This is a genomic window from Pedobacter vanadiisoli (genome assembly GCF_042684385.1).
Taxonomy (GTDB): domain Bacteria; phylum Bacteroidota; class Bacteroidia; order Sphingobacteriales; family Sphingobacteriaceae; genus Pedobacter; species Pedobacter vanadiisoli.
Map to the genome: position 1 here is coordinate 531,143 of NZ_JBHULL010000003.1, position 24,535 is coordinate 555,677.

At 39.6% G+C, this 24,535-nt stretch carries 37 protein-coding genes; 3 read left to right on the top strand and 34 right to left on the bottom strand.

Translation table 11 applies throughout. The annotated features are described in order from the left end of the window. Positions 1 to 6: 6 nt before the first annotated feature. From ACFSR6_RS03275 to ACFSR6_RS03375, 21 genes are all read right to left on the bottom strand, one after another. Complete coding sequence (locus ACFSR6_RS03275) at positions 7 to 1,818, bottom strand: SGNH/GDSL hydrolase family protein (RefSeq protein ID WP_379074869.1); 1,812 nt, start codon at positions 1,816 to 1,818, stop codon at positions 7 to 9. Between the two features lie 14 nt (positions 1,819 to 1,832). Then, complete coding sequence (locus ACFSR6_RS03280; RefSeq protein WP_379074871.1) at positions 1,833 to 3,653, bottom strand: DUF5977 domain-containing protein; 1,821 nt, start codon at positions 3,651 to 3,653, stop codon at positions 1,833 to 1,835. Positions 3,654 to 3,655: 2 nt separating this feature from the next. Continuing rightward, positions 3,656 to 4,081: a hypothetical protein gene (locus ACFSR6_RS03285; RefSeq protein WP_379074874.1), complete on the bottom strand. Its 426-nt coding sequence runs from the start codon at positions 4,079 to 4,081 to the stop codon at positions 3,656 to 3,658. 106 nt (positions 4,082 to 4,187) lie between these two features. After that, a complete protein-coding gene (locus ACFSR6_RS03290) occupies positions 4,188 to 4,652 on the bottom strand; it encodes a glycoside hydrolase family protein (RefSeq protein WP_379074877.1) in 465 nt (154 codons plus the stop codon). Positions 4,653 to 4,716: 64 nt separating this feature from the next. Next, positions 4,717 to 5,226, bottom strand: coding sequence for a lysozyme (locus ACFSR6_RS03295; protein ID WP_379074880.1), 510 nt, complete (start codon positions 5,224 to 5,226; stop codon positions 4,717 to 4,719). Continuing rightward, on the bottom strand, positions 5,226 to 5,384 hold the full coding sequence (locus ACFSR6_RS03300) for a hypothetical protein (protein WP_379074883.1): 159 nt from the start codon (positions 5,382 to 5,384) through the stop codon (positions 5,226 to 5,228). The genes ACFSR6_RS03295 and ACFSR6_RS03300 overlap by 1 nt, the downstream gene beginning before the upstream one ends. Then, a complete protein-coding gene (locus tag ACFSR6_RS03305; RefSeq protein WP_379074886.1) occupies positions 5,385 to 5,870 on the bottom strand; it encodes a hypothetical protein in 486 nt (161 codons plus the stop codon). 325 nt (positions 5,871 to 6,195) lie between these two features. Continuing rightward, on the bottom strand, positions 6,196 to 6,621 hold the full coding sequence (locus ACFSR6_RS03310; RefSeq protein ID WP_379074889.1) for a hypothetical protein: 426 nt from the start codon (positions 6,619 to 6,621) through the stop codon (positions 6,196 to 6,198). Next, the gene (locus tag ACFSR6_RS03315; RefSeq protein ID WP_379074891.1) at positions 6,621 to 7,970 is read right to left on the bottom strand and encodes an LPXTG cell wall anchor domain-containing protein; all 1,350 of its coding nucleotides are present in this window, start codon (positions 7,968 to 7,970) and stop codon (positions 6,621 to 6,623) included. Before ACFSR6_RS03315 ends, ACFSR6_RS03310 begins: the two co-directional genes overlap by 1 nt. Further along, positions 7,963 to 8,349, bottom strand: coding sequence for a hypothetical protein (locus ACFSR6_RS03320; protein ID WP_379074893.1), 387 nt, complete (start codon positions 8,347 to 8,349; stop codon positions 7,963 to 7,965). The genes ACFSR6_RS03315 and ACFSR6_RS03320 overlap by 8 nt, the downstream gene beginning before the upstream one ends. Then, the gene (locus tag ACFSR6_RS03325) at positions 8,346 to 8,762 is read right to left on the bottom strand and encodes a hypothetical protein (RefSeq protein ID WP_379074896.1); all 417 of its coding nucleotides are present in this window, start codon (positions 8,760 to 8,762) and stop codon (positions 8,346 to 8,348) included. The genes ACFSR6_RS03320 and ACFSR6_RS03325 overlap by 4 nt, the downstream gene beginning before the upstream one ends. An 8-nt stretch (positions 8,763 to 8,770) precedes the next feature. Beyond that, entirely contained in the window at positions 8,771 to 9,535 is a 765-nt protein-coding gene (locus ACFSR6_RS03330) for a hypothetical protein (RefSeq protein WP_379074898.1), read from the bottom strand. Positions 9,536 to 9,593: 58 nt separating this feature from the next. After that, positions 9,594 to 9,758, bottom strand: a complete 165-nt coding sequence (locus ACFSR6_RS03335; RefSeq protein ID WP_379074901.1) for a hypothetical protein — start codon at positions 9,756 to 9,758, stop codon at positions 9,594 to 9,596. A 395-nt stretch (positions 9,759 to 10,153) separates the two neighbouring features. After that, positions 10,154 to 10,330 (bottom strand): hypothetical protein, encoded by a 177-nt coding sequence (locus ACFSR6_RS03340; protein WP_379074904.1) that lies wholly within the window; start codon positions 10,328 to 10,330, stop codon positions 10,154 to 10,156. A gap of 4 nt (positions 10,331 to 10,334) precedes the next feature. Next, a complete protein-coding gene (locus tag ACFSR6_RS03345) occupies positions 10,335 to 10,898 on the bottom strand; it encodes a hypothetical protein (protein WP_379074907.1) in 564 nt (187 codons plus the stop codon). Then, on the bottom strand, positions 10,898 to 11,077 hold the full coding sequence (locus tag ACFSR6_RS03350; protein ID WP_379074910.1) for a hypothetical protein: 180 nt from the start codon (positions 11,075 to 11,077) through the stop codon (positions 10,898 to 10,900). Before ACFSR6_RS03350 ends, ACFSR6_RS03345 begins: the two co-directional genes overlap by 1 nt. Further along, positions 11,070 to 11,246, bottom strand: coding sequence for a hypothetical protein (locus ACFSR6_RS03355; protein ID WP_379074913.1), 177 nt, complete (start codon positions 11,244 to 11,246; stop codon positions 11,070 to 11,072). The genes ACFSR6_RS03350 and ACFSR6_RS03355 overlap by 8 nt, the downstream gene beginning before the upstream one ends. A gap of 219 nt (positions 11,247 to 11,465) precedes the next feature. Continuing rightward, positions 11,466 to 11,777 carry a hypothetical protein gene (locus ACFSR6_RS03360; protein ID WP_379074915.1) on the bottom strand — a complete coding sequence of 104 codons (312 nt, stop codon included), beginning with the start codon at positions 11,775 to 11,777 and terminating at the stop codon, positions 11,466 to 11,468. 25 nt (positions 11,778 to 11,802) lie between these two features. Then, positions 11,803 to 12,339 carry a hypothetical protein gene (locus ACFSR6_RS03365; RefSeq protein WP_379074919.1) on the bottom strand — a complete coding sequence of 179 codons (537 nt, stop codon included), beginning with the start codon at positions 12,337 to 12,339 and terminating at the stop codon, positions 11,803 to 11,805. After that, on the bottom strand, positions 12,339 to 12,638 hold the full coding sequence (locus ACFSR6_RS03370) for a hypothetical protein (protein WP_379074922.1): 300 nt from the start codon (positions 12,636 to 12,638) through the stop codon (positions 12,339 to 12,341). Before ACFSR6_RS03370 ends, ACFSR6_RS03365 begins: the two co-directional genes overlap by 1 nt. A gap of 77 nt (positions 12,639 to 12,715) precedes the next feature. Then, a complete protein-coding gene (locus ACFSR6_RS03375; RefSeq protein ID WP_379074925.1) occupies positions 12,716 to 13,006 on the bottom strand; it encodes a hypothetical protein in 291 nt (96 codons plus the stop codon). 749 nt (positions 13,007 to 13,755) lie between these two features. Between ACFSR6_RS03375 and ACFSR6_RS03380 the strand changes: the two genes are divergently transcribed. Further along, positions 13,756 to 13,971: a hypothetical protein gene (locus tag ACFSR6_RS03380; RefSeq protein WP_379074927.1), complete on the top strand. Its 216-nt coding sequence runs from the start codon at positions 13,756 to 13,758 to the stop codon at positions 13,969 to 13,971. Between the two features lie 74 nt (positions 13,972 to 14,045). On the opposite strand, the gene ACFSR6_RS03385 is transcribed toward ACFSR6_RS03380, so the two are convergent. The 12 genes from ACFSR6_RS03385 to ACFSR6_RS03440 form a co-directional block, all read right to left on the bottom strand. Next, entirely contained in the window at positions 14,046 to 15,647 is a 1,602-nt protein-coding gene (locus tag ACFSR6_RS03385) for a DNA cytosine methyltransferase (RefSeq protein WP_379074928.1), read from the bottom strand. Between the two features lie 33 nt (positions 15,648 to 15,680). Continuing rightward, positions 15,681 to 18,080 carry a primase-helicase family protein gene (locus ACFSR6_RS03390; RefSeq protein WP_379074931.1) on the bottom strand — a complete coding sequence of 800 codons (2,400 nt, stop codon included), beginning with the start codon at positions 18,078 to 18,080 and terminating at the stop codon, positions 15,681 to 15,683. Further along, positions 18,073 to 18,327, bottom strand: a complete 255-nt coding sequence (locus tag ACFSR6_RS03395) for a helix-turn-helix domain-containing protein (protein ID WP_379074934.1) — start codon at positions 18,325 to 18,327, stop codon at positions 18,073 to 18,075. The genes ACFSR6_RS03390 and ACFSR6_RS03395 overlap by 8 nt, the downstream gene beginning before the upstream one ends. Before the next feature lie 153 nt (positions 18,328 to 18,480). Further along, entirely contained in the window at positions 18,481 to 18,861 is a 381-nt protein-coding gene (locus tag ACFSR6_RS03400) for a hypothetical protein (RefSeq protein ID WP_379074937.1), read from the bottom strand. Further along, complete coding sequence (locus tag ACFSR6_RS03405) at positions 18,858 to 19,091, bottom strand: hypothetical protein (protein WP_379074940.1); 234 nt, start codon at positions 19,089 to 19,091, stop codon at positions 18,858 to 18,860. Before ACFSR6_RS03405 ends, ACFSR6_RS03400 begins: the two co-directional genes overlap by 4 nt. Beyond that, positions 19,081 to 19,329 carry a hypothetical protein gene (locus ACFSR6_RS03410; protein WP_379074943.1) on the bottom strand — a complete coding sequence of 83 codons (249 nt, stop codon included), beginning with the start codon at positions 19,327 to 19,329 and terminating at the stop codon, positions 19,081 to 19,083. The genes ACFSR6_RS03405 and ACFSR6_RS03410 overlap by 11 nt, the downstream gene beginning before the upstream one ends. Further along, a complete protein-coding gene (locus tag ACFSR6_RS03415; protein ID WP_379074946.1) occupies positions 19,326 to 20,210 on the bottom strand; it encodes a hypothetical protein in 885 nt (294 codons plus the stop codon). Before ACFSR6_RS03415 ends, ACFSR6_RS03410 begins: the two co-directional genes overlap by 4 nt. Next, on the bottom strand, positions 20,194 to 20,442 hold the full coding sequence (locus tag ACFSR6_RS03420; RefSeq protein WP_379074949.1) for a hypothetical protein: 249 nt from the start codon (positions 20,440 to 20,442) through the stop codon (positions 20,194 to 20,196). Before ACFSR6_RS03420 ends, ACFSR6_RS03415 begins: the two co-directional genes overlap by 17 nt. Then, positions 20,426 to 20,779: a hypothetical protein gene (locus ACFSR6_RS03425; RefSeq protein WP_379074952.1), complete on the bottom strand. Its 354-nt coding sequence runs from the start codon at positions 20,777 to 20,779 to the stop codon at positions 20,426 to 20,428. Before ACFSR6_RS03425 ends, ACFSR6_RS03420 begins: the two co-directional genes overlap by 17 nt. Further along, a complete protein-coding gene (locus ACFSR6_RS03430) occupies positions 20,766 to 20,972 on the bottom strand; it encodes a hypothetical protein (RefSeq protein ID WP_379074955.1) in 207 nt (68 codons plus the stop codon). The genes ACFSR6_RS03425 and ACFSR6_RS03430 overlap by 14 nt, the downstream gene beginning before the upstream one ends. Then, the gene (locus ACFSR6_RS03435) at positions 20,956 to 21,210 is read right to left on the bottom strand and encodes a hypothetical protein (RefSeq protein WP_379074957.1); all 255 of its coding nucleotides are present in this window, start codon (positions 21,208 to 21,210) and stop codon (positions 20,956 to 20,958) included. Before ACFSR6_RS03435 ends, ACFSR6_RS03430 begins: the two co-directional genes overlap by 17 nt. A 3-nt stretch (positions 21,211 to 21,213) precedes the next feature. Beyond that, a complete protein-coding gene (locus tag ACFSR6_RS03440) occupies positions 21,214 to 21,468 on the bottom strand; it encodes a hypothetical protein (RefSeq protein ID WP_379074960.1) in 255 nt (84 codons plus the stop codon). A gap of 169 nt (positions 21,469 to 21,637) precedes the next feature. Here ACFSR6_RS03440 and ACFSR6_RS03445 point away from each other — a divergent pair, with 169 nt between their 5' ends. Then, positions 21,638 to 21,988 (top strand): hypothetical protein, encoded by a 351-nt coding sequence (locus ACFSR6_RS03445; protein WP_379074963.1) that lies wholly within the window; start codon positions 21,638 to 21,640, stop codon positions 21,986 to 21,988. A gap of 13 nt (positions 21,989 to 22,001) precedes the next feature. Beyond that, positions 22,002 to 22,703 carry an outer membrane beta-barrel protein gene (locus tag ACFSR6_RS03450; RefSeq protein WP_379074966.1) on the top strand — a complete coding sequence of 234 codons (702 nt, stop codon included), beginning with the start codon at positions 22,002 to 22,004 and terminating at the stop codon, positions 22,701 to 22,703. Between the two features lie 396 nt (positions 22,704 to 23,099). Here ACFSR6_RS03450 and ACFSR6_RS03455 read toward each other — a convergent pair whose 3' ends face one another. Then, positions 23,100 to 24,110, bottom strand: coding sequence for an amidohydrolase family protein (locus tag ACFSR6_RS03455; RefSeq protein ID WP_379074969.1), 1,011 nt, complete (start codon positions 24,108 to 24,110; stop codon positions 23,100 to 23,102). Between the last annotated feature and the right edge of the window lie 425 nt (positions 24,111 to 24,535).

The following is a 24,535-nucleotide window of genomic DNA, read 5'->3' on the forward strand; positions in this document are numbered from 1 at the left end:
TATAAATTAATCTGCGTTTTCCATAACTGGTTGTTTCCATCCTGTACCGTCATAGATATTTTTTCTATGAGTAGTGAGATTGTAGATTTCTAGCCCTTCAACAATATTTAACCGAGCCTCCATTGTTAGCCCAGTTCCATCACCTGTAACGGTTACTGTGGGTACGCTTGTGTAGCCAAAGCCATTATTAGTTATCTCAATGGAGGTTATCGTTCCTCCAGATAAAATGGCGTTTGCAGTAGCCCCCGTCCCACCACCGCCAGTTATAGATATCGTAGCTGAAGTATAGCCGCTACCAACTGTTACAACTTCTATAGCTCTAATGTTTGACATTGCGTCTCTTTCAGCAGACGTCATTCTAGGAGGGAGAAAACCAGAGGTAGTGCTGTTAACTGAAAGCTTTGCAGAAGCATATTCATTATAGTTGCCATCATCTACGAGGTTAACACGGCCAAAGGAATCAACCATTAACACGTCACGCAAATCCGCATCATCATTGCTACTTACACCGCCACTCATCCTAATCTTAAACTTACCAGACGAGAAATGATTTGAAATGACCGTTTCGTTTGTATTTGAAAACAATTTTAAATAACCTCTTGTACCTATATTACCAGTGTATTCACTACCTATGCTCGTACCGAAACTTTGAACAATATCTTTGCCTGGCATTAAATTTCCATTTGGCAATATTCTCATTATCTCACTAGCACCATCAACAGAGTAGAAGATAATATTTCCATTTTCGTAATGACACCTAAACTCCATATGTCCTTGTATGGATGATGGAATAATTTCATTGTATACTGCTTTAGAATAAGCCTGTTTAATTGAGCCACCTAAAGCCAAGACAATATCTAATTTATTAGAACCATCGGGAACAGTAGCATTTTTTTGTTGTAATAAACCGTCTAGTACTAGTTTACCACTGGCTCTGGTTCCATCCGGTATAGTATTAACAACGCCTATATTGCCCTTTTTATCGATGCCGACCAAATTAAATGTGTTTTGATTGTGCAAATTCCTTCCTTTGTGTCGCAACAATCCTTCAATAATTTTACTTGTAACAACCCCTTGCGCTTCAATCAAATATACAGGCTGAATTTTGGCCAAAGTATACAACGCAATTTCTCGATGCCCATCATCATTGGGATGGGTACCATCAGCGGAATAAGCCTCTCCGCCATTGAATAATAGTGGCTCGAATACATCAGCATAATTAAGCCCGAATTCAGTTGCCAAATCCGAAATAATTTCATTGAAACCCCTAACTTTAGCAAGAGTTGGAGCATCTAACGTGTACTGTGATGCTGGAATACTTAAAACAGTTATATCGTTACTGTTCCATCCAGCGGTAATGGCACTTTGAATAAAAGCCCGATAATCATTCTCAAATTTTGTTGTCGTAGCATCAGGTAGTCGGTAATCATTCATCCCAAATTCTGCGATCAACTTTTTTAGTTGTTCGGTTTTATTAGGTATTTCTAAACCTTGATCAGTCACTGTTGCACCCGGATAGGCTTTGTTAACCTCTGTTAAACCTAAATAATCAGCGATAATGGTAGAAAATCTAACAGCGTTTGAAGTTGCGCCAACACCAAAACCTATAGAATCACCCATTATTACAATACTGCCAGTGTTATCTGCCTGTAACTCTACCTCAATCTTTAGGGTTTTTGTGTCGTCATCAAATTCGAAGTCATCATCTTGTGTAATTTCGCCATCAGCCTTACCAAAAACTATTTTTTTGGGTTTTAAATCCGAAACGCCAGCACTTGGTAATGGTAAATCACTTAATTTTAAATATCTATTTTTCATTTTATTAATAGGTTCTAAGGATTAAAGTTAACAGGTGTGCTTAAATCACTGTAATCGGGCGGTAAACTGCAAACTTTAGTAATCGTTCCCTTAATGCCAGTATCAGGCTTTACCATCATTATTACCGGTGACGATGTTGTTTCTTTAAGGTCGTAATTGAACATAGTATCACCGGAAAGGGTAAGTGTGTGCCGTCCGGTTCCCTGATATGATATTCTAAATGCGTGCATTTCTTCAGTACCTAAATCTTTATCGAAGAGGTATATTTTGTTTTCATTAAAATCTATAGGACTATTGATTTGATGCCCGTAGCCCTCTTCGTAAACAGTTCCCGATTCCGAACGACCTGAATTGACAAATACAAGCCCCCAACTACCATCAGGATTAATCGAAAACATTGCGCGTACCGTATCGTTACCGGAAACGAATCTGTAAATCTCCAGGCTTACATTATGATCAGGAGCAAGCCCAACAAGTTCGGGGTTGTTACCGGAAAGCCCTGCATTATCCCCCCAATTAGCATCATAGTGTCCGTTGGCGTGTGGTGTTGAAAGGTCGCCGGTAAAACTGCCTATATACGCCTTACCATCCTGGAAAAACAATGAAATAAGAATCCGGGCATTCCACCACTGCGCACCCAAAGGGGCTGTATCAATTATGATTGTAGACGCAGCCGGTTTTGCCCGCTGTGATATACCCAAATCTTCAACTGTTACATTTGTTGGGGGTTCACAGATCGAAACCGTACAAGTTGCTCCGTTGGCAGGATCATTTGCATATGCCTGCCCCTCCGCACCAAAGTTTGCATCTGTAGCCGCCTTGTTATCGGCATCTGCCTGGCTAATATCCGACTGATAATTTTTTGTAAAATTTACAGATGAACCAGTTGAACCGGGATCACAATTGTTTCGTGTAAACGATTCTGCCCGTTGCGCGTAATAACGAACACTACAGGTTGCACCATTTATAGGATCATTGGCATAAGCTTGCCCCTCTGTAGCAAAGTTTGGATCAGTTGCCGCTTGGTTGTCGGCATCTGCCTGGCTTACGTAAGAGGTATAATTCTTAGTAAAAGGAATAGAACCAGGGATAAGACCTTCCGCACAATTTGAACGGGTAAAGTTTTGCGTACGGCTTGCACTAAATACAGGTAATGCTTCACAGGTCGCACCATTTGCAGGATCATTGGCCCAGGCTTGGCCTTCTGTAGCAAAGTTTGCATCATTTGCACGCTGATTGTTTGCATCTGCCTGGCTAACCGTAGAGGTATAGGTTTTTTCAAACGTAACCGAGGTGCCGGCATAACCTGCAGTACAGTTATTCCTGGTAAAATTTTGCGTTCTAATTGCTGTAAAAGTTTCACCCCCGGTACCGTCTTCGATTTTTGGATTATAATCCACGTTGATGAAATACGGATCAACTTCGGAAACGCCAATGGTTACCGGAAGATCGCCCGAAATGGCCTGCAATTTAACTTCACCGTTTAACTCTATCACCAAATAACATTCGGTTGACTGGCATGTGAAATTTTGTTTTAATTGGTGCTTTGGGTGTGTATTTAAGGGTAATACCCCTAGTATAAGTTCAGAGCCGACAAAATCAGGTTTTATCCCAAATTGACCAACCAAAAACAGGATAGCCTTATCAGGGTAACTCATCATATCCAATTTGTACTGAATATTGATCTGCTCGTCGAAAATATTAAGGCTCTTTTCGGGCAGGTCTAACCAATCGCCCAAATCAGATGCCAATAGAACACCGTCACCAGGAGTGCCATTACCTCCGCCGGTATTAAAAACAGGTATCTGGTAAACCCTTTTTTTGTTGTATTCCATTTTTACATTAAATATTGAACCTGAACTTTGTGAGCTTTATTGTCGGCTGAAATGATCCTAAAACGACGTATGTTTTCGGTACCGACGATTTCGAAAATACTAAGGTGTGTCATTGGTAGACCATCGGTAGGGGTTGGCAAACTGCCATCCTGCCAATGACGTGCAATGATAGCGTTAAGAGCTGCACCCTCTGCCGCTTCAATCACTACAATTGCAGAGTTAGCATAAGTACCCTGGTGCAGCCTCATTACTTTATTTTCACCGGCAGGTGTAGATTCATTCGTATTTAATACAAACGTTGTATTGGTAATCCCGATCGGGCCTTTATTACCTAATGGAACCGGGGTGTAATTTTCCGGTTGAGATATTTCGTCGGCAGGTATGGCCGGTGGTAATACCCCTATGGTTTCTTCGCCTATAAAGTTCATTGTTTAAAGCTTAAAAGAGACCGGGCGCAACCGATTCCCTATTATACACCGGTGAATGCTTGGTTACGCCCATTTTTAAGTCTGTCTGGTTTATGTTTGTTTGGTTCTATACTCTAATATTATCGATGTGGTGCAGTTCGCCGGTAGTGGCCAATAATGCATCTACTTTCCGCGCCTTTTTGTTGTATTTATTGCTTGGCAGTGCCATGAGCATTTTAGCAACCCTTGAAGCCGAAGCACCTAAATTGATAGCTTGAATAATACCCCTTAAATAAAGATTTTTAGGGTTGTACTGATAAAAGGTTGATACAAGCGCATCATATAGATTCTGGCTTACCTCTGTTTTTAAAATGGCGTTTAAATACGAAGTCTTTTCTTCCACGTCCTGAATTAGAAATGCATCAGCCAGAGATTGTGTTATCCTGGCACCTGCATGGTCTAGAGCCGGCGTTCTATCACAGTAATGCCCCCAACCGATGGTATAATGTTTTTCCCCTGGTAAACGGTAGGAAACCAAACTGCATCTTTCCCGGTTCTTTATTGCCTGTATTGCTTTTTCGGATGGTCTCATTTTTTGATTATTCTATAGGTTAGATAAACTGCCAACACTATCGCTACGACGACGACTACCGCGGTTAAACCTTTTTTTTTACTGAAGTATCGCCAGTTATGGTGCTGCCAGATCCAGACTGAAATAAAGCTGCTTCACGTTTTCTGCGTGCCACCAATGTCGTATTAACAACTAGCGCGCCGTTTACCGTCCACTTGTGGTATTGGCTTAAATGTGAAATAGTTTTTGCTATGTCGCCTTTACTTGTGTTCCAGGTATTCAAAACTTTGGCAGCTGCACCGGTACCGGCATTATATGCGAAGCTTACCATTGCATCAAATTGGTTTTGATTGAGCGGTATTTTTGCATTCTTGTTGATAGCAGCTTCATAGGTTTTTAAGTCCTTAACAAGCATCTCGGTTGCCTGTGCTTCCGTCAAGTATGCTGTTAAAAGGTTGGTTTCGTTCGGCCTAATCTGATGGCCATAACCGATTGAATATTGCTGAACATTATTGATAAATCCGTCCTTATATTTTTTCGGCATAAAGCCTTCTTCTTTTTTGATCTGGGCAATAATTGTTGCTGATGAAACCATTATAGATTTTTTAAAAGTGTTCTACTGATCAATAAGACGATGATTGCCGCAATAACTGCTATTACGGCCAGATCGACCATATTTTCTTTACTGATTCTTACCTCAACGGTTACTTTGGGTAATTCCCCCTTATTAACCAGGTCGCTTATTACGCTCATTTAAGATATTTTAAGTTTAACTGTTTTTGCGTAGAAATCATTTACAGCATCATAACTAGGATCAATCAGGTTACCCAATGCTTTTAGCATGTTTGTATCTCGTAAATCACTTATTCCGCGTACTGATTTCCAGTTTTGTACAATAGTCCTGAAATTGTTATCCGGGAAATTTGTTACCGTTGTAAGATTGTACACTAATTGTGGATCAGAGCCTTTCTGCGTCACAAACCCGGCAGCAATGCTTTCGGCTTTATCCAGCCATCCGGCATATTTTTTAACTTCTGTTGGTGTTAAAACACTTAAACTTTTTTCAAATCCGGCGCTGATCTTTGAGGAAACATTCTGATTGATCGGGGCGGGTTTTGAAGCTGCAGCAGCATCATCTTTAACTTTCTTCTTTCTTAGCAGAAAGTACACTATTGCACCTATTGCCCCAACGATCAGGATGCTAAGTGCAATAGCGCCGCCGGTGTTTTTGCTTTCCATGTTAGGCAACCTTTTTAACCAACGTGTATTTTTTCCAAAGGAAATAACCTGCTACAATAACGACAGCAGCAATTATCAGATATTTAGTGTTGTTTGACATTTTATTAAAAATTAGAAGTAAAACATTTGTTAATTCTTAACCACGTCTAGCGTAGTCAACTGCCTTTCGTTTCAGTTTAAAACCCGTGCAGTAGCCGATATCTGGATGGGTCACACTGTATTCTGAAAATAAAGGATTGTAGCTGATGGTATATCCATTTACTTTTAAAGGTCTACCGGCAGCACGTTTTAAGGTTTTTTTGCGAACTATCTTTTTGTGCTCATCTTATTGTAATCGTAAACTTTTCAGGCGGGCGAGTACCTTATTTTTGTAGCCAAAGGCATCATAATAATATTCATCATTGATCCACTTGGTTAACGACCCATCACCTTTTGAGCCATATTTTGAGTTAAAGGCATTGTAAACAGCAATCACCATATTATCGGTTGGCAGTTCGTAGAGCTTGCGGAATGCGGCATCTTTGGTGCCACTAAGGGTAAACAGTCCATCCATGACGTTGAATAATTCTTCTGCCAATATGTTTGGATTAAAGCTTTTGGTTATTACGCCCTGATCCTGAATATATGGTACATCTGGTATGATCGTTTGACCTGCTTTTTTACCGTTTTTCCAGATTAAATAAACCACCACACCTAAAAGTAAAACAGGCAGAATGAACTTATTTAAGTCGGTCAGTTTGGGTAAACTCATTACTTCTTATGTTTTTTGATGTAATAAAAAATTAGACCTGCCACCGCTAAACCTGCAATCACATAAAGGATTGTTTTGGAACTACCTGCATTTGGGTTTGGGTAACCCCCATTTCGTCCACCTTGATTGGTGTAAACCGCGTTTCCGTCATCGTCATAGCTGATGCCGGTACCTTCACCAAACCCACCAGTACCAAAGCCTCCGAAACTACCTGGTCCAAAGCCACCGCCACCGGCTGCATTCTGCGCGGCTATGTATCCGGCCATATCGCCATTGCTTGCACTAACAGGCATCTGTCTGTTACTTTTGATAGCATTGATAACGGCAGCGGCTCCCCCTGCAATGGCGGCAACCCCATTAGCTACCTTCTCAAAGCCGGTACCAGGCGCACTGTTACTGGTTTCTTCTGTTGGATCAGAGGTTTTGGGTTTTGCCGCCGCGTTGAAGTTTAAAGGGTTTCCGATAGGCAAAGGATTATAAAAAGCCCCTAAACCAATTGGCTTGATATTGTTTGTATAGGAAAGGTTACCGAAATTGGTATTTCCTGCCCTTACGTTATACAAACTTTTTGTACCGATATTAGGTGCGAAACCAAACGTTTGGCCCATTGGGGCAATTGTGTTGTTTCCCAAAATCCCCGCGTTACCGAATGGTCCAGTCCAATTACTAAATTCATTGGCTTTAATAAATTTATGACCAATAGGCTTAAACATTAGGTTGCCCTTTAAACCTATAAATAAATCAGTCGTATCAGGATCAAGACCGATGTAATAATCCATCTGGATATAATCGCCGAATTTTGCACCACTTGGTTTACGGTATAGGAATGAGCCGGCAGGAGGGAGGGCAAGATTTTTGGCAATTTCATCCAAAAACGATAAATCGCCATTCCATTGGCCTAAATATTCAAAATTGTTACCGTCCTTATCAGAAAGTATCTTTACATCCGGTTTTGCCAACCGTTGTTTTTGCGTAGGCAGCTTAGATAGATCGGCATTCGGTTTTTTACCCTTGTTCTTTTCACCTGTAAAGGAGAAAATGTTGTTATCATCGTAATAGAATGCATTAGTATCCCCGTTTTCATCATCATCATCACCGGAAGTAATGATGTTGGTAGCACCTACACCAGATACACCTAATGCATTCATTTTTTTCACTTCCGCCTCCGGCAAGTTCATAGGGTTATATATTGGCCCTTCCGCAATTCGATCCTGAGCAGTAGGTACAACATTATTAAAAGCTGTTTTTGCCTCATCTACAGAAAGGACAGCGCCGTATGGTGTGTTAGAAAGGCCATATTGATTTAGTTCCTTTCGTTTTTTCTTACTTAATAGAGCATTGTTACCCATTTGTATAAATTTTAGTGTTGCCGTAGTGGCTGTAATCGTAGGCTTTTGCCCTTTGTAATTGCAGGTACATACGCCAATGATGTTCGGGGTTATTTTGATTCAATACGCTGGTTAAAACCTTTACGGATTGATTCAGCGAATAACCCAGGTCAGCATATTCTTTGAATGCTTTGGCATCGGCTTTAACCTCATCGGTTGTTTGTAGTTCAACGTGTGCCTTTTCGTGCAACATCACAAAGAGCCGGTGTTCTTTCGGCATAGCTTTCATGTGGCGCACACTTACGAACATTTCACCTGTTCGCCTGTTTACCCTTGCCGGTGTGCTCCCTAAATCGGGTACCCTTGTTATTTTTGTGATCCCTTTTGCCCAACCTGTCATTGTTTTTTACGGAATAATAGAACGCCCAGGAGAATTAATAACACTAAAGCCAGTACAATAAAGAGTTTTCGGTCTATACCTAAAACCCTATCCGTGGCGCCTGTTGGTCTACCATCTAATGACACATTAACGTTTTGACCATTGACGATATTTGTTGAATTTCCCTTTACTGCCGAAATGACTTTAGCGAGTGTTTGCGTACCGCTTGCAATCATATTCATTATTTCAGCAAATGATTTTTTTGGCTTTTCATCACCGGTCGCATCACTAAATGGCAGGGGTTCGGTTCCGTAACGTTTTAACAGGTTTTGCAGGTTACGAGGGGTTACCGGCATATCGTAACCATAAAGGTTAAACAGTTGCGCAACGCTCTCAGGCTCTTGCGCAACTATTTTGAATATTGCGGTATCCATAGGATTTATTAACCGATAAATTTGGAAACTACAGCGGCACCGCCTGCGTTTTCGATGTTTGTTTTTGCAGTTTCAACCTTTGTACGCAACGCTTTCGAGATATTTAAAGAAACACCTATCATTAAGGTGATTGCAACCGTAGTGTTACCTAAAATCACGTATTTTACTTTATGCTCATTCGTTAGGTAGAATGGTTCCGGGATGGTTAAAATTGCGGTATTGAAGTTCCCTTCACTTGCATAGATACCCGGTGTGATCACTTTTGATGAATGGCTTTGGAAAGGTGATTCTTTTACCAATGTCATTACTTGATCCATTTGGGCAAGGTTTTGTGTCGCAATCTTAATACCGCTTACAACAGAAGGGAATTTTTCGATGAAAGCGTTAAACCATTCAATTGAACCTGGTGAACCTGATTGACCAGATAAACCGGCGGCACCACTGGTATCGTTAAAAGCACCTGTTGCCATTAAACCGGTTGCGTTACGGATAAGGCCAGGGCATAACAACACCTCACGGGCAGCAGCATTCGCATTCGTAAAGGTGATAACAAAGGGTTTTGCATTTCTTGCAGCTGAAGCCAGGGAAACGCCACTACCGGCAAAATCTAAGAACTGATCACCTTGGCCAACATACCCGATGCCTCCACCGTGGAAATTTGAAAGTGCATTCGCTTCTTGCTCTAAATCTTCAGCAGATTTATAGTTGTGGTTTACAAAACGGGGATCAGCAAAAGCGATTACAGATTTACCGCCAAAAATTTTCTTTTTCATTTTTTAAGTTTTTTGGAATTTTAATTTGTTTGTTTTTTGATCGGATGATTGTTTTGGCCTACAGATAGCCGATTGATGGATGACCAACAAAGCTTGCGGTTTCACCGTTAGGGGTTTTTACTTTTTTTACTAGCCATTTCTGTAAAAAGAAAAGAATTACGGCGGCTAGAACCGTTGCCACTACAATTGTTGCAGCTTGTTTTTTGTCGATGGAAAGTCCCATTTTTAAAGAGTTTGGTTTTTGTTTTTGCTTGATTCGAATACAAGTTTACCCCAACCTAAAACCCTGATTAACCATATATTGACGTTGTTTTCACTTAATTGCCGCAAGTGAACGCTTTTAAAATTTTGTAAACAAAAAAGCCCCCGATTTTCGGGGGCTTTACTTAAGCGGTTTCACTTAAAAATTACATTATTTAAAGATAATTGATACCAATACGATCACCAACCAAGCGATGACGAAGAAAGCAAGACCGCCCCAAAATGGGAGAGTAACAAGCCACCACGACCAGGTTATTACCTTACACAATTTGAGGATTACAAATGCCAATCCTAATAGGCCGAGAATACTCGTGGCCGGACTCGATGAATTTTTTTCTTTACTCATTTTAATAGTTTTTATGGTTTACCGATATGGTTAAAAATTTTAGCGATCTGATTAGGGGTATAGCGCCCGCCGATGTAATCTCCCAGGTCTGCAATTTTTGAAATCCAAACACGTAAGGTGGTACGGGAAACACCATAAAGCGCCCTTAACTCTTTTTTAGAATATGGTTGTATCCTAACTTCGCTCATGCTATTAAACTAGGGTTTCGACGGTTATATTAAACCTGACATCTTTTGAAGCTGCTACTTTATCGTAGGCTTTTTTAATGATTTCATAATTGGGAATGCGATCCTGATACTTTTTATTGAAAACTTCTGCGGTTTTAAAAATCGTGCAATAACTGATCATAGACCAGAAAAACGGCGGCACAAATTTGAGTGAATGAAATGCGAAAATTAAATCTACCTGGAACATCCGATGGTCAACCAAAAAACGCTTAATGCTTGGCCGTACATTCCCGGAAATATATTTAGTGGCATCTTCGAAAACAATTAAACCATCCCGGAAATCCCTTGCAATGATCTCTAACGTTTCATCGGTAGGAGTACCCAATAGTTTAGCATGGCCACTTCGAAACAATTTAACTTGTTTGGGTTCGATTGTTTTAAAACTGTTATATGCCGGTGATCCGTTTACATCAATGATCAATACTTTCGATCCTGACGGATATTGTGAGGCTGTTTTGGCCATGTAAGTGCTTTTTCCTACACCTTTGCGGCCTACAACAATTGCGCTATAATGTAAATCCCTTTCCATTATTGCCGAAACCGGGTTACGTATAAACGGTTTTTATTTTTGATCATTGCTTTGTGACCGATTCTGATCCAATTAGCTCTATTGGTTTCCATTTCTTTAAGGTCTGTAAATTCACCCTGTAGGCACCATTCTTTACCGAATGCATTAAGTGTTTTCGGGATACCGGTTTCTTTAGTCATTATTGTTGAGTTTATTTTGCGTAATTGCTGAAATCGTTTTTTTGTGGCGCTCAATATGTCCGTTATCGCTTATAAGCCTGTTTTCGGTTAAAATATTACGGATCATCCGTGGGATGAAAACAGCAGCAACACCAAAACCGGCAATAGCACCAAAAAGCAATCGTTTCATAAATTGAATATTTTAATAATTACCGAATACAGGTTATAGAGGTGATCGTAAATGAAATTCCGCAATCCCCAACTGTTGTGGATGATCATGATTTCATCCCAAAAGATCAGGGCAGAAAGGAAAACAATAAATATTATCAGCGCGAAAAACATACCTAATCCCTGAAAATGACCAGACCTAAAATTATACCTACAAACAGCCCTAATAATAAATCCTTAACTATTTCCTGCATCGTCTTTTTAATTTAGCGTTGTGGCTAAAACGTAGCCGATTACTGCGTTTACGCATATTCCCGTGATAAATAGATAATCCATACTCCTTGGGTGACATTGACGAAGTATCGAAAGTGTATGGATCGTAATCCAATCCGCCACTATATGGATCGACTTGTATTTCTTCACGCTGTCTGCGTTTTTCTTGCGAAAACACAGCCTTTATGTTATCCCTTACAACCTGTTTTTCCTGTATGAAAGTTTTTTCAGCCGGAAAATGGCATCCCATCAGTGTAAGTGCTGCAAACGCAGCCCGCATCGGTATTAAGCGCCCCAGTCTCATATTATTCAGTAAAAAACATGGCACCCCTTTTAAACACCACTTCGCTAAAGCTCAACATCAAACCTTCTAACGGGCTTAATTTCATTTCGGTTGTTTCCGCATATCTAGCGGTCGCAGCAATGAGCCGGGTTTTTTCACCGTCATTGAACGGAACTTGCTTAACTTTTTCCTGGTGGCGTTTCCACTTCTCCAAAAGGTTGTTTTCCTGGCTGTTAAGCGGGTAGGGAGTTGATCCGGTTGTATCGATAGTTTGCAGAAGTTCTTTTTCCTTTTTAGTAAAAACTTTCATTTCTAGCAAAAAAGGCAAAACTGAACTCTGTAAACCATCCAGCGTATTAACTATCGTTTCGCCGATGTGATCCGGCGGCATGTAACCGTGTTCGGGCTCGGCCCGGTCGCTTACTTCTTCCGGTTCGATGACTTCCACGGGTTCCGGGTCATCCATTACAAAATTATCTGCTGGGTCATCATCCAACACTGTAACCGGCGTTACATTAACTTTTTTGCCTAATATTTCGCCTAAACTTACTGCTTCCATTATGCGCTGTATTTTTCGATGATCGGCAATATTGCACCCACTTCGGTTTTTATCTTCGGATCACTTAACAGCTTCGGAATAAGCGAAACCAACGATATAGGGTTAACATCACCCTTAAAAAGTGGTCTAAAATTCAGAAATAAGCCAACTAAAGCGCCTAATTCTTCCTTTTGAATTAAATTTTCATCGATTAAAGCCTGTAGTTCTGCTTTATCTACAGGTACCACATTATCAGCTTCAATCATTTTGATTTCTTCGGGCTGTACCTGTTCGTTTTCAGGTTTTGTGTTGTTTTCCATTTTTGTTTTTATGATTGCTTTCTGAACCCGGCTAATTAGCCGTTTTGGTACTTTGGGATTGTGTTTTACTTTTGGCATTATCTTAGTTTGAAGCTTGAAAACACGTCTTTTCTATGCAGATTAATCGAAAACAGCATTAATCGGACAATATCTGCACAGCCATTCGCTGCCATTGCTGCGCTAATAAGTCTGTGTTCGCTCTCTGTGCAGCGTGCTGTAAACTGCCGGTTTTTCGGTTCGTCTACTTTTAAGTGTTGGTTGCGCGGTTGTTTTACCGGTTGTACCTGGTGTAACTCAATACCCAGATCGTCGGCGACAACGGCAACCGACGGAGTATCTACCGAAGTGCTGTTTTCGTTTAATTGCATTAGTTTTTAGTTTGTTTGGTTTAAGCATTGGGAGTGCTTATATACAAAGATGGTACTATGAAAACAGGGTTAGAAACGATCTTGAATAACCTGTTAAACAAAATCACAGAACAAAATTTTGTACATTAAAATTTGATGGTAAGTAGAAAAGAGTGGAAAAAGCAAAAAAACGATTTTAATAGAATTGCGTTTTTATTTTGCTACAACCTGTTTTTTGTTACAAATGCCTTTTAAACATCAATCAGGCTATTTTTTCTGTAGCAAAGTGTAGCAAAATAGGATATTTCGGAACATTTTGTAACAAAATGAGGGTTTCAGGTTGTAGCAAAATGTAGCAAAATCAATTTGCAGATTTTTGCGTTTTGTTACATTTTGCTACAAATTTTCCCTCTTGATTTACCTTTAAATCTATTTTTTTATTTTGTAACAAAAAGTAACAGAATTATAATAGTATTGGTGGAAATAAAATTTTCGAACAAAATATTATTTGGTTGCGCCAAAAAAAATCTTTTCAACACCATCTCTCTCATCACAACAGAGGGGGCGGCCGAAAAAAAATGTTGGCTTGCAAAATAAATGATAAGGTGTTCAGCTGATGAAAAATCAGCCTCACGATTTATTTGCGTTGTTTGCTTTGCTTTTAGATGCCTAACCGTGCAGATTGCTTAACCTGCAAAGCAAACGACGCCAGCAAGGGTAAACAATCAGTCGAAAAAGATGTTATCTTATAGGGTTTAATTTAAGACGATATGATAAAGTTTGATGCAGCATTTGGAAACCAGACGAGGTACATAGAGCTTATGCAGCCAAATGGTGCCGGCGGCGATTATGTAATCCTGATCGATAGGTTATATAATGGATCGATCAACAAAACTAGCGACGGTTGGCGGGTATATTTCAATTCTGATCAGTTTACAGCAACAGATGCAGATATTTTAATCGATATGATTGCCCATGTTGAATAATTTGCGTACAATTGTATTAGAGAGCGTTAATAAAGAAAACGGCCGTAAGTGTTAAACTTATGGCCGTTTCTGTTTTATGCTGTTTTTCGAGCGTATCGATATTTTAAAATTGAGTTCAGGTTATCTTTCATTTGCAGGGTTATCCATTTTGGGGGTACCGCATTGCCGATCAATTGAATAGCATGCTTTTGGGATAACTTTAATTCTGGATGGCTAAAATAATCCCGCGGAAAGGTGCTGCAAGCTGCCAGTTCATCAGCCCGTAGAAACCTGACTTTAATATCGAAATCATCCAATACAGTAACCAATTGATGTTTATTTGTTTGCAGTATTGGAGATATCGGTCTGTCCAGGCTGTCGGTGTTACAATCCGGATGCCCATTTGAATTGAAATACATCGTCAAAAATTGCATTTTTTCAATTCTAACCAGTTGATGAATATCCCTGCAAGGGATTGTGTTTATAGGCTCATCCAAATTGTTTGACTGAATACTCCCGCCGTAATATTGAACAATAAATGTTTCGTTAACATCAACCAGCTGTTTACTTTGCCGTGTGGTCTGAACGCCTAAAGGCTCATCTATTGATTGGATTTTGTCAGAATGACAATGATCCATTATAAATTTTAGTTTCTCCATTGTTACCAATTGTTTAGTTTGCCACGTAAGTTGAGTTTTTAAGGGCTTATCTACGTTTTGGTAATGATCTGCCTGGCAGTGATCCTGTATGAATTGCCCACCATTTACCGTAACCAATTGGTGCCTGTTACTGGTGTCTACCGTCCTGAGTGGCTGATCCAGACTGTAAGACCGTTCGGAATGAACACCGGCATGATACTTACACAGAAATTGATACAATTGAGGGTTTTGTTTTTTAATACCACCTACGATTCGTTTTTGACTGTTTGGCACTAACGGCCTTCTTAAATGTTTAGGTAGGTTCTCGTTAAACTCTCTACCAAAAATGCTTATTCCAGTATCTTCTAAGTCAATATACTCACGGCATGATTTCCACTTTTTTTTGCCATTGGTGCCGTTTTCATTATGCGTGTATTCAGGGAAATTTATATCAATGCCAGGTCGATAAAAAAAAGCAAAATATCTTACTCTCCTTGTTGGTAAACCATCATCGGCAGCGTTGCGTATCGATTCTTTATACTCATATCCTAAATCCATTATTGCTTTTTTCCAACGCTCAAACTCAAAGCCTTCTGTGCCTTTAATTACTTTATTATCTTCGCCTAATACGCCCCATTTTTTAAATGATGGTACATTTTCGATGTGGATTACAAGTGGGTTTAAATGAGGTAGGTACCTGAAAAACTCCCAACCCATAGCATAAGACCGTTTATCTTTAAGTTCAGTTGGGTTAGCGTCGGTATGCGCATCACATTCTAAGGAAGCCTGTACGATGTGTACCGGTTCCATTTCTTTTTCATCCTGCATATAGACATCAGACCAATAAACTGTTGTTCCTTTATTGTGGAAAGATGAAGTCTTTATTGCAATTGCATCATGATTTAGCAGCCAGGCAATTTTTATTTGTTTTTTCAAAGGTTCTAAGCCTTTAGAGATACCGCCCCCGCCGGCAAAAAATATTCCTGCTTTCAGTTTTTTTGTTTCTGTATCCGTCACAGCCCCAAAATTCATATTATACTGGTTAGTATTAATTCTCATTGTAATAAAGTTGTTTAAGATGTTAGTATTAGATTAAAATGGTAAATCTCCACCGTCCGCCAATTCCAATTCCTGGATGCGCGTTTCGCGGTATTCGTCAATCTGGTGCTTTTTGTATATCTGGCTAAACTCCTTGCGCATTTCTTCCGGTGTTAGGAAATCCTCCACGAAAAATTCATAACACCGGCTATGCTTAATGGTGAATGTTTGCCCTAACAGATTACTTTCCTTATGGTCAATTTTATCCGGGAAACTGTAACGCCCGTGTTTACTGGTCATATTAAAACGCGATTGTAATTGCTCCACAACGTCGGCTTTTCTGAATTTTACACCGGCATTGGCTCCGTTCAACAGCTCCATAAGTTCGGTTATAGTGTAGGCCAATGTGTGGTAACGGTATTCGAAAAAAAGATCTTTCATTATTACACGTAATTCTTTCTCTACCCAACTGCGCGAACTGTTTTTAACTGCTTTACCGGCTTCGGTATCGAGATAGGCCGGGTTAAACCAATGCCTTGATTCCTTTTTATGCAATAGCGTTCGGTTTTGCAGGTAATCGAGAAACGCAGGTATTTCCATGATCATTTTATCCAATAAATCCGGATCGTCTTTTGTAATAACCGGTACCTTATTTACCCAAAAACGTACTTCATCCTTATCGATAGGGGCAAAGTTATCCTCATCGTTACTGGTCATCACAAACTTTGCGAAAAACGGTATTTCCTGCCGGCCGGCGTACATTCCCCGCAATTTGATGGTACTGGCTGTACTCATTGATTTTAAGCGCTCCAAAACGCTTTTTTTATCGATAAAGCCCTCATCTATACCAACGATCAATTTATCCGCCCAATCGTCGTTTAAGTGGTCTTTTAGTTCCTCATTTCCTATAAATGTGCAATTGCCCTGGAATATTTCTTTAAGCAACCACAGAAAGGTTGATTTACCGGTATTTTTTAAACGGTTGACCAATGCCACAATCGGTAATTTTTGGCGCGGACGTAAATAGAGCAGTTGGAGGTAATCTAAAGCTATTTCGTAGTTTGTGTAACCCGATGCGGTTTTAGCTTCACCAAATACGTGTTTTAAATAGTTTTCGATAGTTTCCCATTTACCGCCCTCTGGTAAATGATCCAGTTTACTGTACAGGTTGAAACAACCCGAAATAACCGGCTCATAGTGCCCTGTATTATCGGGAACATTGCAAAAAGCGTCGTATTTATCGATGGTGGAAAGGAAATTTTTTAACCCTTTTTCGTGTACATAATCCTGGGTGATCTCTGCTTTCTTCCACGGTACGCGTTTAGTGTCTAAAACACCCTCTTTATTGGTGTTCGGTACACTGATGATCTTGAAGTAATCACAACCTACACGGATAAACTTAAAACTATCGGCATCCTTTACAAGCTTTAGGCCGTCGTTTGGAAAAAATTTATACCTGGTACCAAAAAAATTAAATTCCTGGTCTCCGATTTCTTCCATGTAGCGGCCATAGAATGCAGCCGGCACACCTTTGTGCAATACAAGCCCGAAATATTTTTTAATCAAGGGGATGCTTTCAGCAGAAAGGTTAATCGTGCTGAAAAAAGCTTTTGAAAGTTTAAGTTTTAAGAGGTCGGCCACGATCTTTTCCTCTGATCCGTTACGGTCGAAAAACAGATCATCAAGCCCTTTGGTAGTGTGCAGGAACCTTTCAGATATGTGCGAAAAATAACAGTCCTTAACCTTTGATTTGGCAACCTCCCGGAACTTAATAACCGTATTACAAAAGCCGTTCAGGCGTTTAGAAAGGTTTTTATCGGGATCGTTTTCCTTATCCCAATTTAGCGCGAAAACGTCTGCATCCAGTAAAAGAACCAGGTTTTTAACCTTACATTTATCAATGATCCTTAAAATGTCGATATGCAGGTCTTTTTCGCCGTCAGTAAACAAATCTTTTCCGCCTAAGCCGACAATGTCGAGGCCGTGCATACTTCCGGCCTGTGCTTTAAATTCCCCCTCAACCAGGATCAATGTTTCAATCTCTAAACCACCCTGATACTTATCAAGTATTTCAACAGGGAAAAATATATGTGTTCCTGATCCGGCAGGTTGGCCGTACTTGTTTTCCCGGTTTTTGTTCGGGTTATAACGTATCCGGCTGAATGGTTTAACCTCATCACCATCGATATAAGTTTCCTGCATACCATCTAAAGCAGGGTAGTTGATGATTACATCATCAGTAGCGCTCGCGGTGAAAATTGGATGCCAAAAGGTATTCGCGCCTTTAGGTATTGCAAAGCTTTCCTTTTTGGGGTCTCTGATACCGAGGTGCGCCATACGTTCAGCAAAATAAGAGCTATCGGGTTGAGGTTTTTCGATAGGTGCTGTATCTGTAGGTAATGCTGAATTTTTAATAAAGGCAGCATTTGCCTCTTTAGTCGTTTTTTTAGCCATTATTAATTAAATCCCTTGAAGTAAATAATTCATCCGGTGTACATCCCAACTGTTTAGCGATCCTGTAGAAATCCTCTACCGGTATGCTGAACTTGTCGCCTATAACCAGGTTCATCCAGTTGTTAAGGGTTGAAAAACTTATGCCTAGTTCTATGCAAATTTTATATGCGTTACTCCGGGGAGTGCCTGGCATCTTACCGATGCGGCTTTTAATGGTGTACTTTAAATTTTGGCCTGTTTCTTGCATGACTTTTTTTAGTTTGTTTGGAAAATATCAGCGGCGCACACTCCCAATGTGCGACCGCTTTTTTTTTGCCGTTAGTTGAAAAATGTTAATTGTATTTTTTCTGCTATAATGATGATACACATCCATAGCAGTGCCGACGACGTGTAATCGTCTTTATCCCTGAACAGGAGCATTGATATTAGGTTCGAGAGCATTTAAGTGCAGGTTTAAGTGATAATCTTTTGTTATTCTTTTCAAAACGATATAGCTAAAAGTCTCATTTAGTGCGTCGTTGCCGTAAATGCTTAACAGCTGTTCTATGGTTTCCCTTATACCAAAACCGGTATCGAGGTAAGACATTGATTCTTTTAATTGATCAAGCTTAAAATGTACAATGTGTACTATTTCGGCATCACCGCACCATTGATCATTTAGCGTTATGTCGTATTTTTCACCTATCTGGTAACGGTCATTTTTAAGGCGTATAGTGCTGAAAGCTTCGCAGAATAGTTTTCCGTTCCAGTTTCGGAAAAAGTCGATAGGTTTGTTTGTCATGGCTTAAAATTTAGGTCTTCAAACTCGATACGAGATACTACAGCGGTTCCTAAAAAGATGGATTCTACATCAAAACCGTGATCATCGACATAACTTACAATGCAATATGAAGGAAGATTATTAGTTTTTAACCAACCTATAATTCTTTTCCCTTTGATGAAATAGAATACTTCGGGGTCGTCGTTTACCTGAAAAGAATAGCCCGATAAAAATTTTTCTTTATTTGTCATTTTCTAAAAAGGTTAGTTTGTTGAAGTGAAAAAAGCGGTTGATAAATGTATCCTGGGCGCTATATGGCATAAAACCAGCCTCATCTACATTCATAACCAGGCATCGGTATCCTTTATGATTAAACATCAGCTTTCCCGGTATACTATTGGGAAAATCATATTTTTCAAACCTGAAAAAAGCGCCGCCTTTTTCTAACCTGAAAGGGAAACCGTCTAAAAATTTTTCTTTATTTGTCATGGCATATCAATTAAAAAAGTTTCCATGGCCAGCAACGTTTTTTTTGCCTGTGCTTCAGCACCTGGCTTCATAGTTAAATCAGGCGTTGCGGAATCTGAAAATTCATTCAGGATCTTATCGTCATTTTCAGCTACCGGTACCGTATCGCCAAAAGCGGCGATATGATCAGGAGTGATAAATTTTGCTGCAGTAGCACTGTACTTGACTGTGATCGATGAAAGAATAGCGGTTCTTTCATCTACGGGCATTGCTTCTAACCTGTTTATGTGGCGCTCAATCTTACGCTTAATGCGTTGGCGTTCGCGGTAGTCTTTACCTATATAGCGAAAGTCTTGTAAAATAACCGGCGGGGGATAGTTCATATAAATACGCTCCGTTCTTAAGCCGTTTCTGGTCATACTTTGGAAATCGTGGGTGTGCCATCCTTTTAAAGCTTCATCGTATAATTCACAAGGATAATGTGATATCACAACGTTAAAGTCGGCTGTGCGAGCTGCTGCTAAAAAAACGATATGATCTTGCTTTGTCCATTCGTGTTTATACAGCGGTTTTTTACTCTTACGAACCTCAAATAAATAGGGGGGATCAAAGTACCCTACAACGATGCCTGTATTACCGTTATATTTGACAATTAAGGATCTGTAATCAACATTGCTTTTTATAACGATCGTCGCAGATCTGGTAACGTCATGTTGGGCTATGACTGCAGGGTCAATGTCATTTATGTGGGTAAGTGCCGGCAAGGCCAGATTGTAGAAAATGCCGCCGTTTCCGACCATTGCATCAATGAAAATATCGCATTTTGGAATGTGGTTAATAATCTGCTGGTACGTACCGTTACCCGCTTTACCACCATTGTACGTATTAAACGGCTTTTTCATGAGTAGCAAAAATGTCTAAGAGGTTAACAATAGATTTTGTCGCTTTTTCACTGACCGCTTGAAACTCTGCCTCACTGGCTGCTTGCCATCTGCGCTCTATGTCTTGTTTAATACCTGGTGCGATGCCTACTGCGAAAAAAGTATAATCGCCATCTGTATAGCATTCAATGTATGAGCCATCTGGCAACACGGCCGCATATTTTTCTTTTGAGGTTTTAAAATAGTTGATCATTGTTGATAAAATTTACATCGGTGAAAAGGATACGTGAAGTATGACCGTTTTCCTGTTTATACAGGAAACCGCCAACAAATGCGGCAAGCACCGGAATGGGATCGGCGCCGCTTTCATTTAAAATAAGAGACTGTTTTTCGTCAAAACGGAACCTAATTTTATCGAAGGCAAAGAGTTTGAGTGTAAATTCTTCGCCCTCAATAAAGCGCTGCATGTCGCTTTTTTCTGGTTTTAGCTGAACGGCAATTATTTGATTGCGGGCGTTGGTTTCAATCCTATAGTTAGGATCATTGCCGAAATCTGCTAAGATTTTCTTTTCTCTTTTAGTTAGTGCCATGGCCTGATTGCTCGATATTGTTAATTAAAATGATTGATAGTTCAGACGTGACCTGCCTATGTTCTGCCCGTAATTCGGCCAGTGCTACAGGATCGTGTTGATTGCGAAGTATCTGTGCTTCCAACTGCGCCAGTCTTTTGGATAAATTCCTGTACCTTGACTGGTTATGCAAATATTCAGCAGCGGTCATCATCGGGTAACGGTAAAAATTCGGTGATCAATTCAATTGTTTTGCCGATCTCAATAAACCGGTTATCCAAAATCGTTGCCTTGCACATGTAAAACTGATATTGTACGTCGCGTACCGCATTTTCTGCTTTCAGTTTGGCATCGTCCCTGGCTGTCCTGATCTTGCTTTGTTCTGCCATCAGTTTTAAGATTATTTCCTCTGCCTCCCAAGCTGAAGAAATGATTTTAGTTTGTTTGCTCATAGATTAATTCTTCTCGGATATATCAGATTTCCCTAATGGTGGTTCGGTGTTATTTGGTTGGATCAAATCGTCGACTGTTGTTCCGAGCCATCCCGCAAATTCAGCGGATTCAGATAAAGTCATTTCCAACTTATTATCAATTATTTTTTTGAACCTCCAGGCATTTGTGCCAATTCTATCAAGTAATTCACGAGTAGGTTTAAAGTCTCTGAAACCACGAGTGTAAAGGATTTCTTTAATGTTGTTCTTGGCCGTCATTTTGCATTTTTTATTATTAAATAATTAAATTCATTACTCTACTATAATTAAATAGTGTTATAAAACTAATAAATATTATTATTAAATAATGAAATTTAATTATGATAAATAATGAAATTAGTTATAACTGCTTGATATACAGTAATAAAATTTATTAGACATTTGCTAAATGGAAATACACATTGGACAGATAATCCAAAAGCAGGTGAAAAATAGCGCTCTCACAAACGCCGAATTTGCCCGTTTAATTGATAAGTTTCCGCAGAACATTAAAGAAGTGTTCGGAAAAAAATCTATTGATACAGATTTATTGTATAAAATTTCGGTCGTATTACGTCACGATTTTTTTTCGTACTATACAGCACGACTTTTTCAAGAGAAAGATTTGCAATCTGATGGTAACTTTATTAAAGGGCCAACAACCACGCACAACTCTACACCGGCAAGAAAGAGACTAACAATATCGTATGAAATAGACGATCCTACAATCACCACTCAAATTTTAAACCTTATTCAATAATCAAAAACAAAAAATGATGAAAATCAAATTAATGCTCCTTAGTTGCCTTACAATTGGGCAAATAGTCTGTTATGCCCAATCTAAAAGCGCTTTAAGTTTAAATGTTGGCACCAGTATTCCCTTAAACGATTTTGCAAGTACGGACAGAAATAATGAATTAGCCGGCTATGCGAAAACGGGATTCAGTATTGCAGTCAACTATGATTATAAGTTGATCAAAAGCTTTGGAATACAAGCAATGATAAAGTTAGACAACAATGATTTCAGCGAAGCAGATATTAAAAAGTTAATTGATTCTCAAACAGGAGGAAATTGGAATGTAAACGCAAAAAATTGGAATTCAACAGCCTTTCTAGCGGGTATTTATTATGCCATTCCTATTTCTGATAAGGCTGAATTTACAATTAGAGGGTTAGCAGGGGCGACAAATGTAAAGGAACCAGAAACCTCATGGACGACAACAGTAAATAATCAAAACTTTTATATAAATAAGGCCGAAAAATCAGCTATGGCATTTACTTATTTGTTAGGAATTGGATTAAAATGTAATATTAAAAACAATCTAATCTTTTTAGCCAACGCAGATTACAGCGATGCAAAAGCTGAATTTAATGATGTGGTATACGCCTCAAATTTTAGCACTATACAGCCATCAACGTCAAAAACAAAGATAACCAAAGCTAATATTAGCTTGGGATTAGGTTATAAATTTTAATTATACTGCAAAGGAATTCGGTAACTATCTGATTAACAGTTAATATTTTCATGAAAATTGGCCCAGGTGGGCCCACAAACGTCCTTCATGATATCGTGAAGGACGTTTTTATTTTTTACCCCCTGAAATTTTCTGTATGACTCAGATTTTATGGCCTTGAAATCTACGCCGTCAGGATCGCCTATCAACAATAGTTCCCTTGCTTGGCTCATAGGATAGTAGAAAACATCAGTTAAACATGCAAATTAACTAAATCATAATTTCAAAAAATAATAGTCCTTAATAGATTACCGACAACTGAAATCGAATTTAGCTGGGCATGATTCCTGAATTTTTAAGTAAGGTTAAGAAAAGATCATCGATTATTTAAAGCGAAATACAAGATCTTAAACCCGATTAGTACATGGCTTTGATTTGCTTAGGGCTTAACCTTAAAAACCTTGCGGCATTATTGAATAAGATGTCCCTCTTTTGTTCTTCGTTCAAGTAGCTTGCTGATTGAATCCTTTTAATGCCTACCGTTATTGCGCCCGGCCAAACCATTTGATCTGACCCGTACATAATACGTTTTCCAAAGCCTGCATTCACCATACGGCCAAGATAATAATCGAACTCCTTTTGTGGCAGGATGTAGTTGATTACGCCCAAATCTACATATAACTCTGGATAGGCATAGAGCATAGCCAGCATATCATCAAGCATGGGCCAGCCGGCGTGCATGGCATATACACGTAGTTTCGGATGTTTTAATAATGCATCTTCAAGTACCAGCGCACTGCCAAGTTTAGCCCTAGAACCAGTTAGGTAAGCATTTCCCGGAGGCCCTGTTCCCAGGTGTATGCCAGTAGGAACGTCAAGCGATTCGGCCATTTTTAGATAAGGCTCAACAGCCTGGTCGGATGGAGATATTCCCTGGTATTGCACCGCAATTTCACCAAATACCTTAAAAGCGCCTGATTTGAAAAGCTTGCTGAGTGAATCTGCGTCTAGCTTTTCTTTTTTAGCCATTGCTAAATCCCAGTATATGCCTGGGATGATCCGCCTTGGCATTTCATGCTGGTAGGCAAGTACTTTCTTTATATCTCCGCTGGTAACAGCATAAATATTGTATTTTTCTAAAATGGCCAGGGTTTGCTTTTGCAGATCCGCATCGCTAACGGGAGAAGTTACGCTGTTTTGGTTCCATTCACCCGATTTCATGGCGCCGATAAACGATTCGGGATAACTTGATTTAGGGTCAAACGCTCCAAAATTTTCATACGGTGCTCCGATTTTTAATGGTGGTGGCCCCTGGTCTTCAGCGCCGATAGCATGAAGATGCATGTCAATAATAGGCAAAGGCCTTTTGGTTTGTGCAAAAGCCATACTGGCATAGAGTACAAGAAAGGAGATTAAGTGCTGTCTCATAGAACTTTATTAGATAAAGCTAATCATTTTAAACAAATAAACAATCAAATCATTGTCTTGTAATATCATTGGTTGATACTTATAAAACTACAGGCGGATAAAACCTTTTTGAAATAACTATTTCTAAAAGGAATGAACATATTCAAAGTTTACTGGCGCAAACAAAGTAACTTGAAAGGTTTAAAGAAGAGGTTGAAATTAGGGGTTTGTTTCAGGTAAAACTCGTCTGAAGTAGCAGAATGCATATATTCCTGTGTATTTCGGGAATGCCATCTATCCCTGTACGGTCCAAACTGTTCAGTAAGCACCATGGATTTGTAGTCTCATACTTATCTCGCAGGACATCAAATTCTTGTTGCCCTCTATTGCTCCCGTTTCAATTCTTGAAGAAAGATCTTCTTCGCCTAAAGCGTTGTTTCGGCCAC

Coding starts and splice junctions, on each gene's coding strand:
- ACFSR6_RS03275 (WP_379074869.1), bottom strand. CDS start 1,818: ATGAAAAATAGATATTTAAAATTAAGTGATTTACCATTACCAAGTGCT.
- ACFSR6_RS03280 (WP_379074871.1), bottom strand. CDS start 3,653: ATGGAATACAACAAAAAAAGGGTTTACCAGATACCTGTTTTTAATACC.
- ACFSR6_RS03285 (WP_379074874.1), bottom strand. CDS start 4,081: ATGAACTTTATAGGCGAAGAAACCATAGGGGTATTACCACCGGCCATA.
- ACFSR6_RS03290 (WP_379074877.1), bottom strand. CDS start 4,652: ATGAGACCATCCGAAAAAGCAATACAGGCAATAAAGAACCGGGAAAGA.
- ACFSR6_RS03295 (WP_379074880.1), bottom strand. CDS start 5,226: ATGGTTTCATCAGCAACAATTATTGCCCAGATCAAAAAAGAAGAAGGC.
- ACFSR6_RS03300 (WP_379074883.1), bottom strand. CDS start 5,384: ATGAGCGTAATAAGCGACCTGGTTAATAAGGGGGAATTACCCAAAGTA.
- ACFSR6_RS03305 (WP_379074886.1), bottom strand. CDS start 5,870: ATGGAAAGCAAAAACACCGGCGGCGCTATTGCACTTAGCATCCTGATC.
- ACFSR6_RS03310 (WP_379074889.1), bottom strand. CDS start 6,621: ATGAGTTTACCCAAACTGACCGACTTAAATAAGTTCATTCTGCCTGTT.
- ACFSR6_RS03315 (WP_379074891.1), bottom strand. CDS start 7,970: ATGGGTAACAATGCTCTATTAAGTAAGAAAAAACGAAAGGAACTAAAT.
- ACFSR6_RS03320 (WP_379074893.1), bottom strand. CDS start 8,349: ATGACAGGTTGGGCAAAAGGGATCACAAAAATAACAAGGGTACCCGAT.
- ACFSR6_RS03325 (WP_379074896.1), bottom strand. CDS start 8,762: ATGGATACCGCAATATTCAAAATAGTTGCGCAAGAGCCTGAGAGCGTT.
- ACFSR6_RS03330 (WP_379074898.1), bottom strand. CDS start 9,535: ATGAAAAAGAAAATTTTTGGCGGTAAATCTGTAATCGCTTTTGCTGAT.
- ACFSR6_RS03335 (WP_379074901.1), bottom strand. CDS start 9,758: ATGGGACTTTCCATCGACAAAAAACAAGCTGCAACAATTGTAGTGGCA.
- ACFSR6_RS03340 (WP_379074904.1), bottom strand. CDS start 10,330: ATGAGCGAAGTTAGGATACAACCATATTCTAAAAAAGAGTTAAGGGCG.
- ACFSR6_RS03345 (WP_379074907.1), bottom strand. CDS start 10,898: ATGGAAAGGGATTTACATTATAGCGCAATTGTTGTAGGCCGCAAAGGT.
- ACFSR6_RS03350 (WP_379074910.1), bottom strand. CDS start 11,077: ATGACTAAAGAAACCGGTATCCCGAAAACACTTAATGCATTCGGTAAA.
- ACFSR6_RS03355 (WP_379074913.1), bottom strand. CDS start 11,246: ATGAAACGATTGCTTTTTGGTGCTATTGCCGGTTTTGGTGTTGCTGCT.
- ACFSR6_RS03360 (WP_379074915.1), bottom strand. CDS start 11,777: ATGCGGGCTGCGTTTGCAGCACTTACACTGATGGGATGCCATTTTCCG.
- ACFSR6_RS03365 (WP_379074919.1), bottom strand. CDS start 12,339: ATGGAAGCAGTAAGTTTAGGCGAAATATTAGGCAAAAAAGTTAATGTA.
- ACFSR6_RS03370 (WP_379074922.1), bottom strand. CDS start 12,638: ATGGAAAACAACACAAAACCTGAAAACGAACAGGTACAGCCCGAAGAA.
- ACFSR6_RS03375 (WP_379074925.1), bottom strand. CDS start 13,006: ATGCAATTAAACGAAAACAGCACTTCGGTAGATACTCCGTCGGTTGCC.
- ACFSR6_RS03380 (WP_379074927.1), top strand. CDS start 13,756: ATGATAAAGTTTGATGCAGCATTTGGAAACCAGACGAGGTACATAGAG.
- ACFSR6_RS03385 (WP_379074928.1), bottom strand. CDS start 15,647: ATGAGAATTAATACTAACCAGTATAATATGAATTTTGGGGCTGTGACG.
- ACFSR6_RS03390 (WP_379074931.1), bottom strand. CDS start 18,080: ATGGCTAAAAAAACGACTAAAGAGGCAAATGCTGCCTTTATTAAAAAT.
- ACFSR6_RS03395 (WP_379074934.1), bottom strand. CDS start 18,327: ATGCAAGAAACAGGCCAAAATTTAAAGTACACCATTAAAAGCCGCATC.
- ACFSR6_RS03400 (WP_379074937.1), bottom strand. CDS start 18,861: ATGACAAACAAACCTATCGACTTTTTCCGAAACTGGAACGGAAAACTA.
- ACFSR6_RS03405 (WP_379074940.1), bottom strand. CDS start 19,091: ATGACAAATAAAGAAAAATTTTTATCGGGCTATTCTTTTCAGGTAAAC.
- ACFSR6_RS03410 (WP_379074943.1), bottom strand. CDS start 19,329: ATGACAAATAAAGAAAAATTTTTAGACGGTTTCCCTTTCAGGTTAGAA.
- ACFSR6_RS03415 (WP_379074946.1), bottom strand. CDS start 20,210: ATGAAAAAGCCGTTTAATACGTACAATGGTGGTAAAGCGGGTAACGGT.
- ACFSR6_RS03420 (WP_379074949.1), bottom strand. CDS start 20,442: ATGATCAACTATTTTAAAACCTCAAAAGAAAAATATGCGGCCGTGTTG.
- ACFSR6_RS03425 (WP_379074952.1), bottom strand. CDS start 20,779: ATGGCACTAACTAAAAGAGAAAAGAAAATCTTAGCAGATTTCGGCAAT.
- ACFSR6_RS03430 (WP_379074955.1), bottom strand. CDS start 20,972: ATGATGACCGCTGCTGAATATTTGCATAACCAGTCAAGGTACAGGAAT.
- ACFSR6_RS03435 (WP_379074957.1), bottom strand. CDS start 21,210: ATGAGCAAACAAACTAAAATCATTTCTTCAGCTTGGGAGGCAGAGGAA.
- ACFSR6_RS03440 (WP_379074960.1), bottom strand. CDS start 21,468: ATGACGGCCAAGAACAACATTAAAGAAATCCTTTACACTCGTGGTTTC.
- ACFSR6_RS03445 (WP_379074963.1), top strand. CDS start 21,638: ATGGAAATACACATTGGACAGATAATCCAAAAGCAGGTGAAAAATAGC.
- ACFSR6_RS03450 (WP_379074966.1), top strand. CDS start 22,002: ATGATGAAAATCAAATTAATGCTCCTTAGTTGCCTTACAATTGGGCAA.
- ACFSR6_RS03455 (WP_379074969.1), bottom strand. CDS start 24,110: ATGAGACAGCACTTAATCTCCTTTCTTGTACTCTATGCCAGTATGGCT.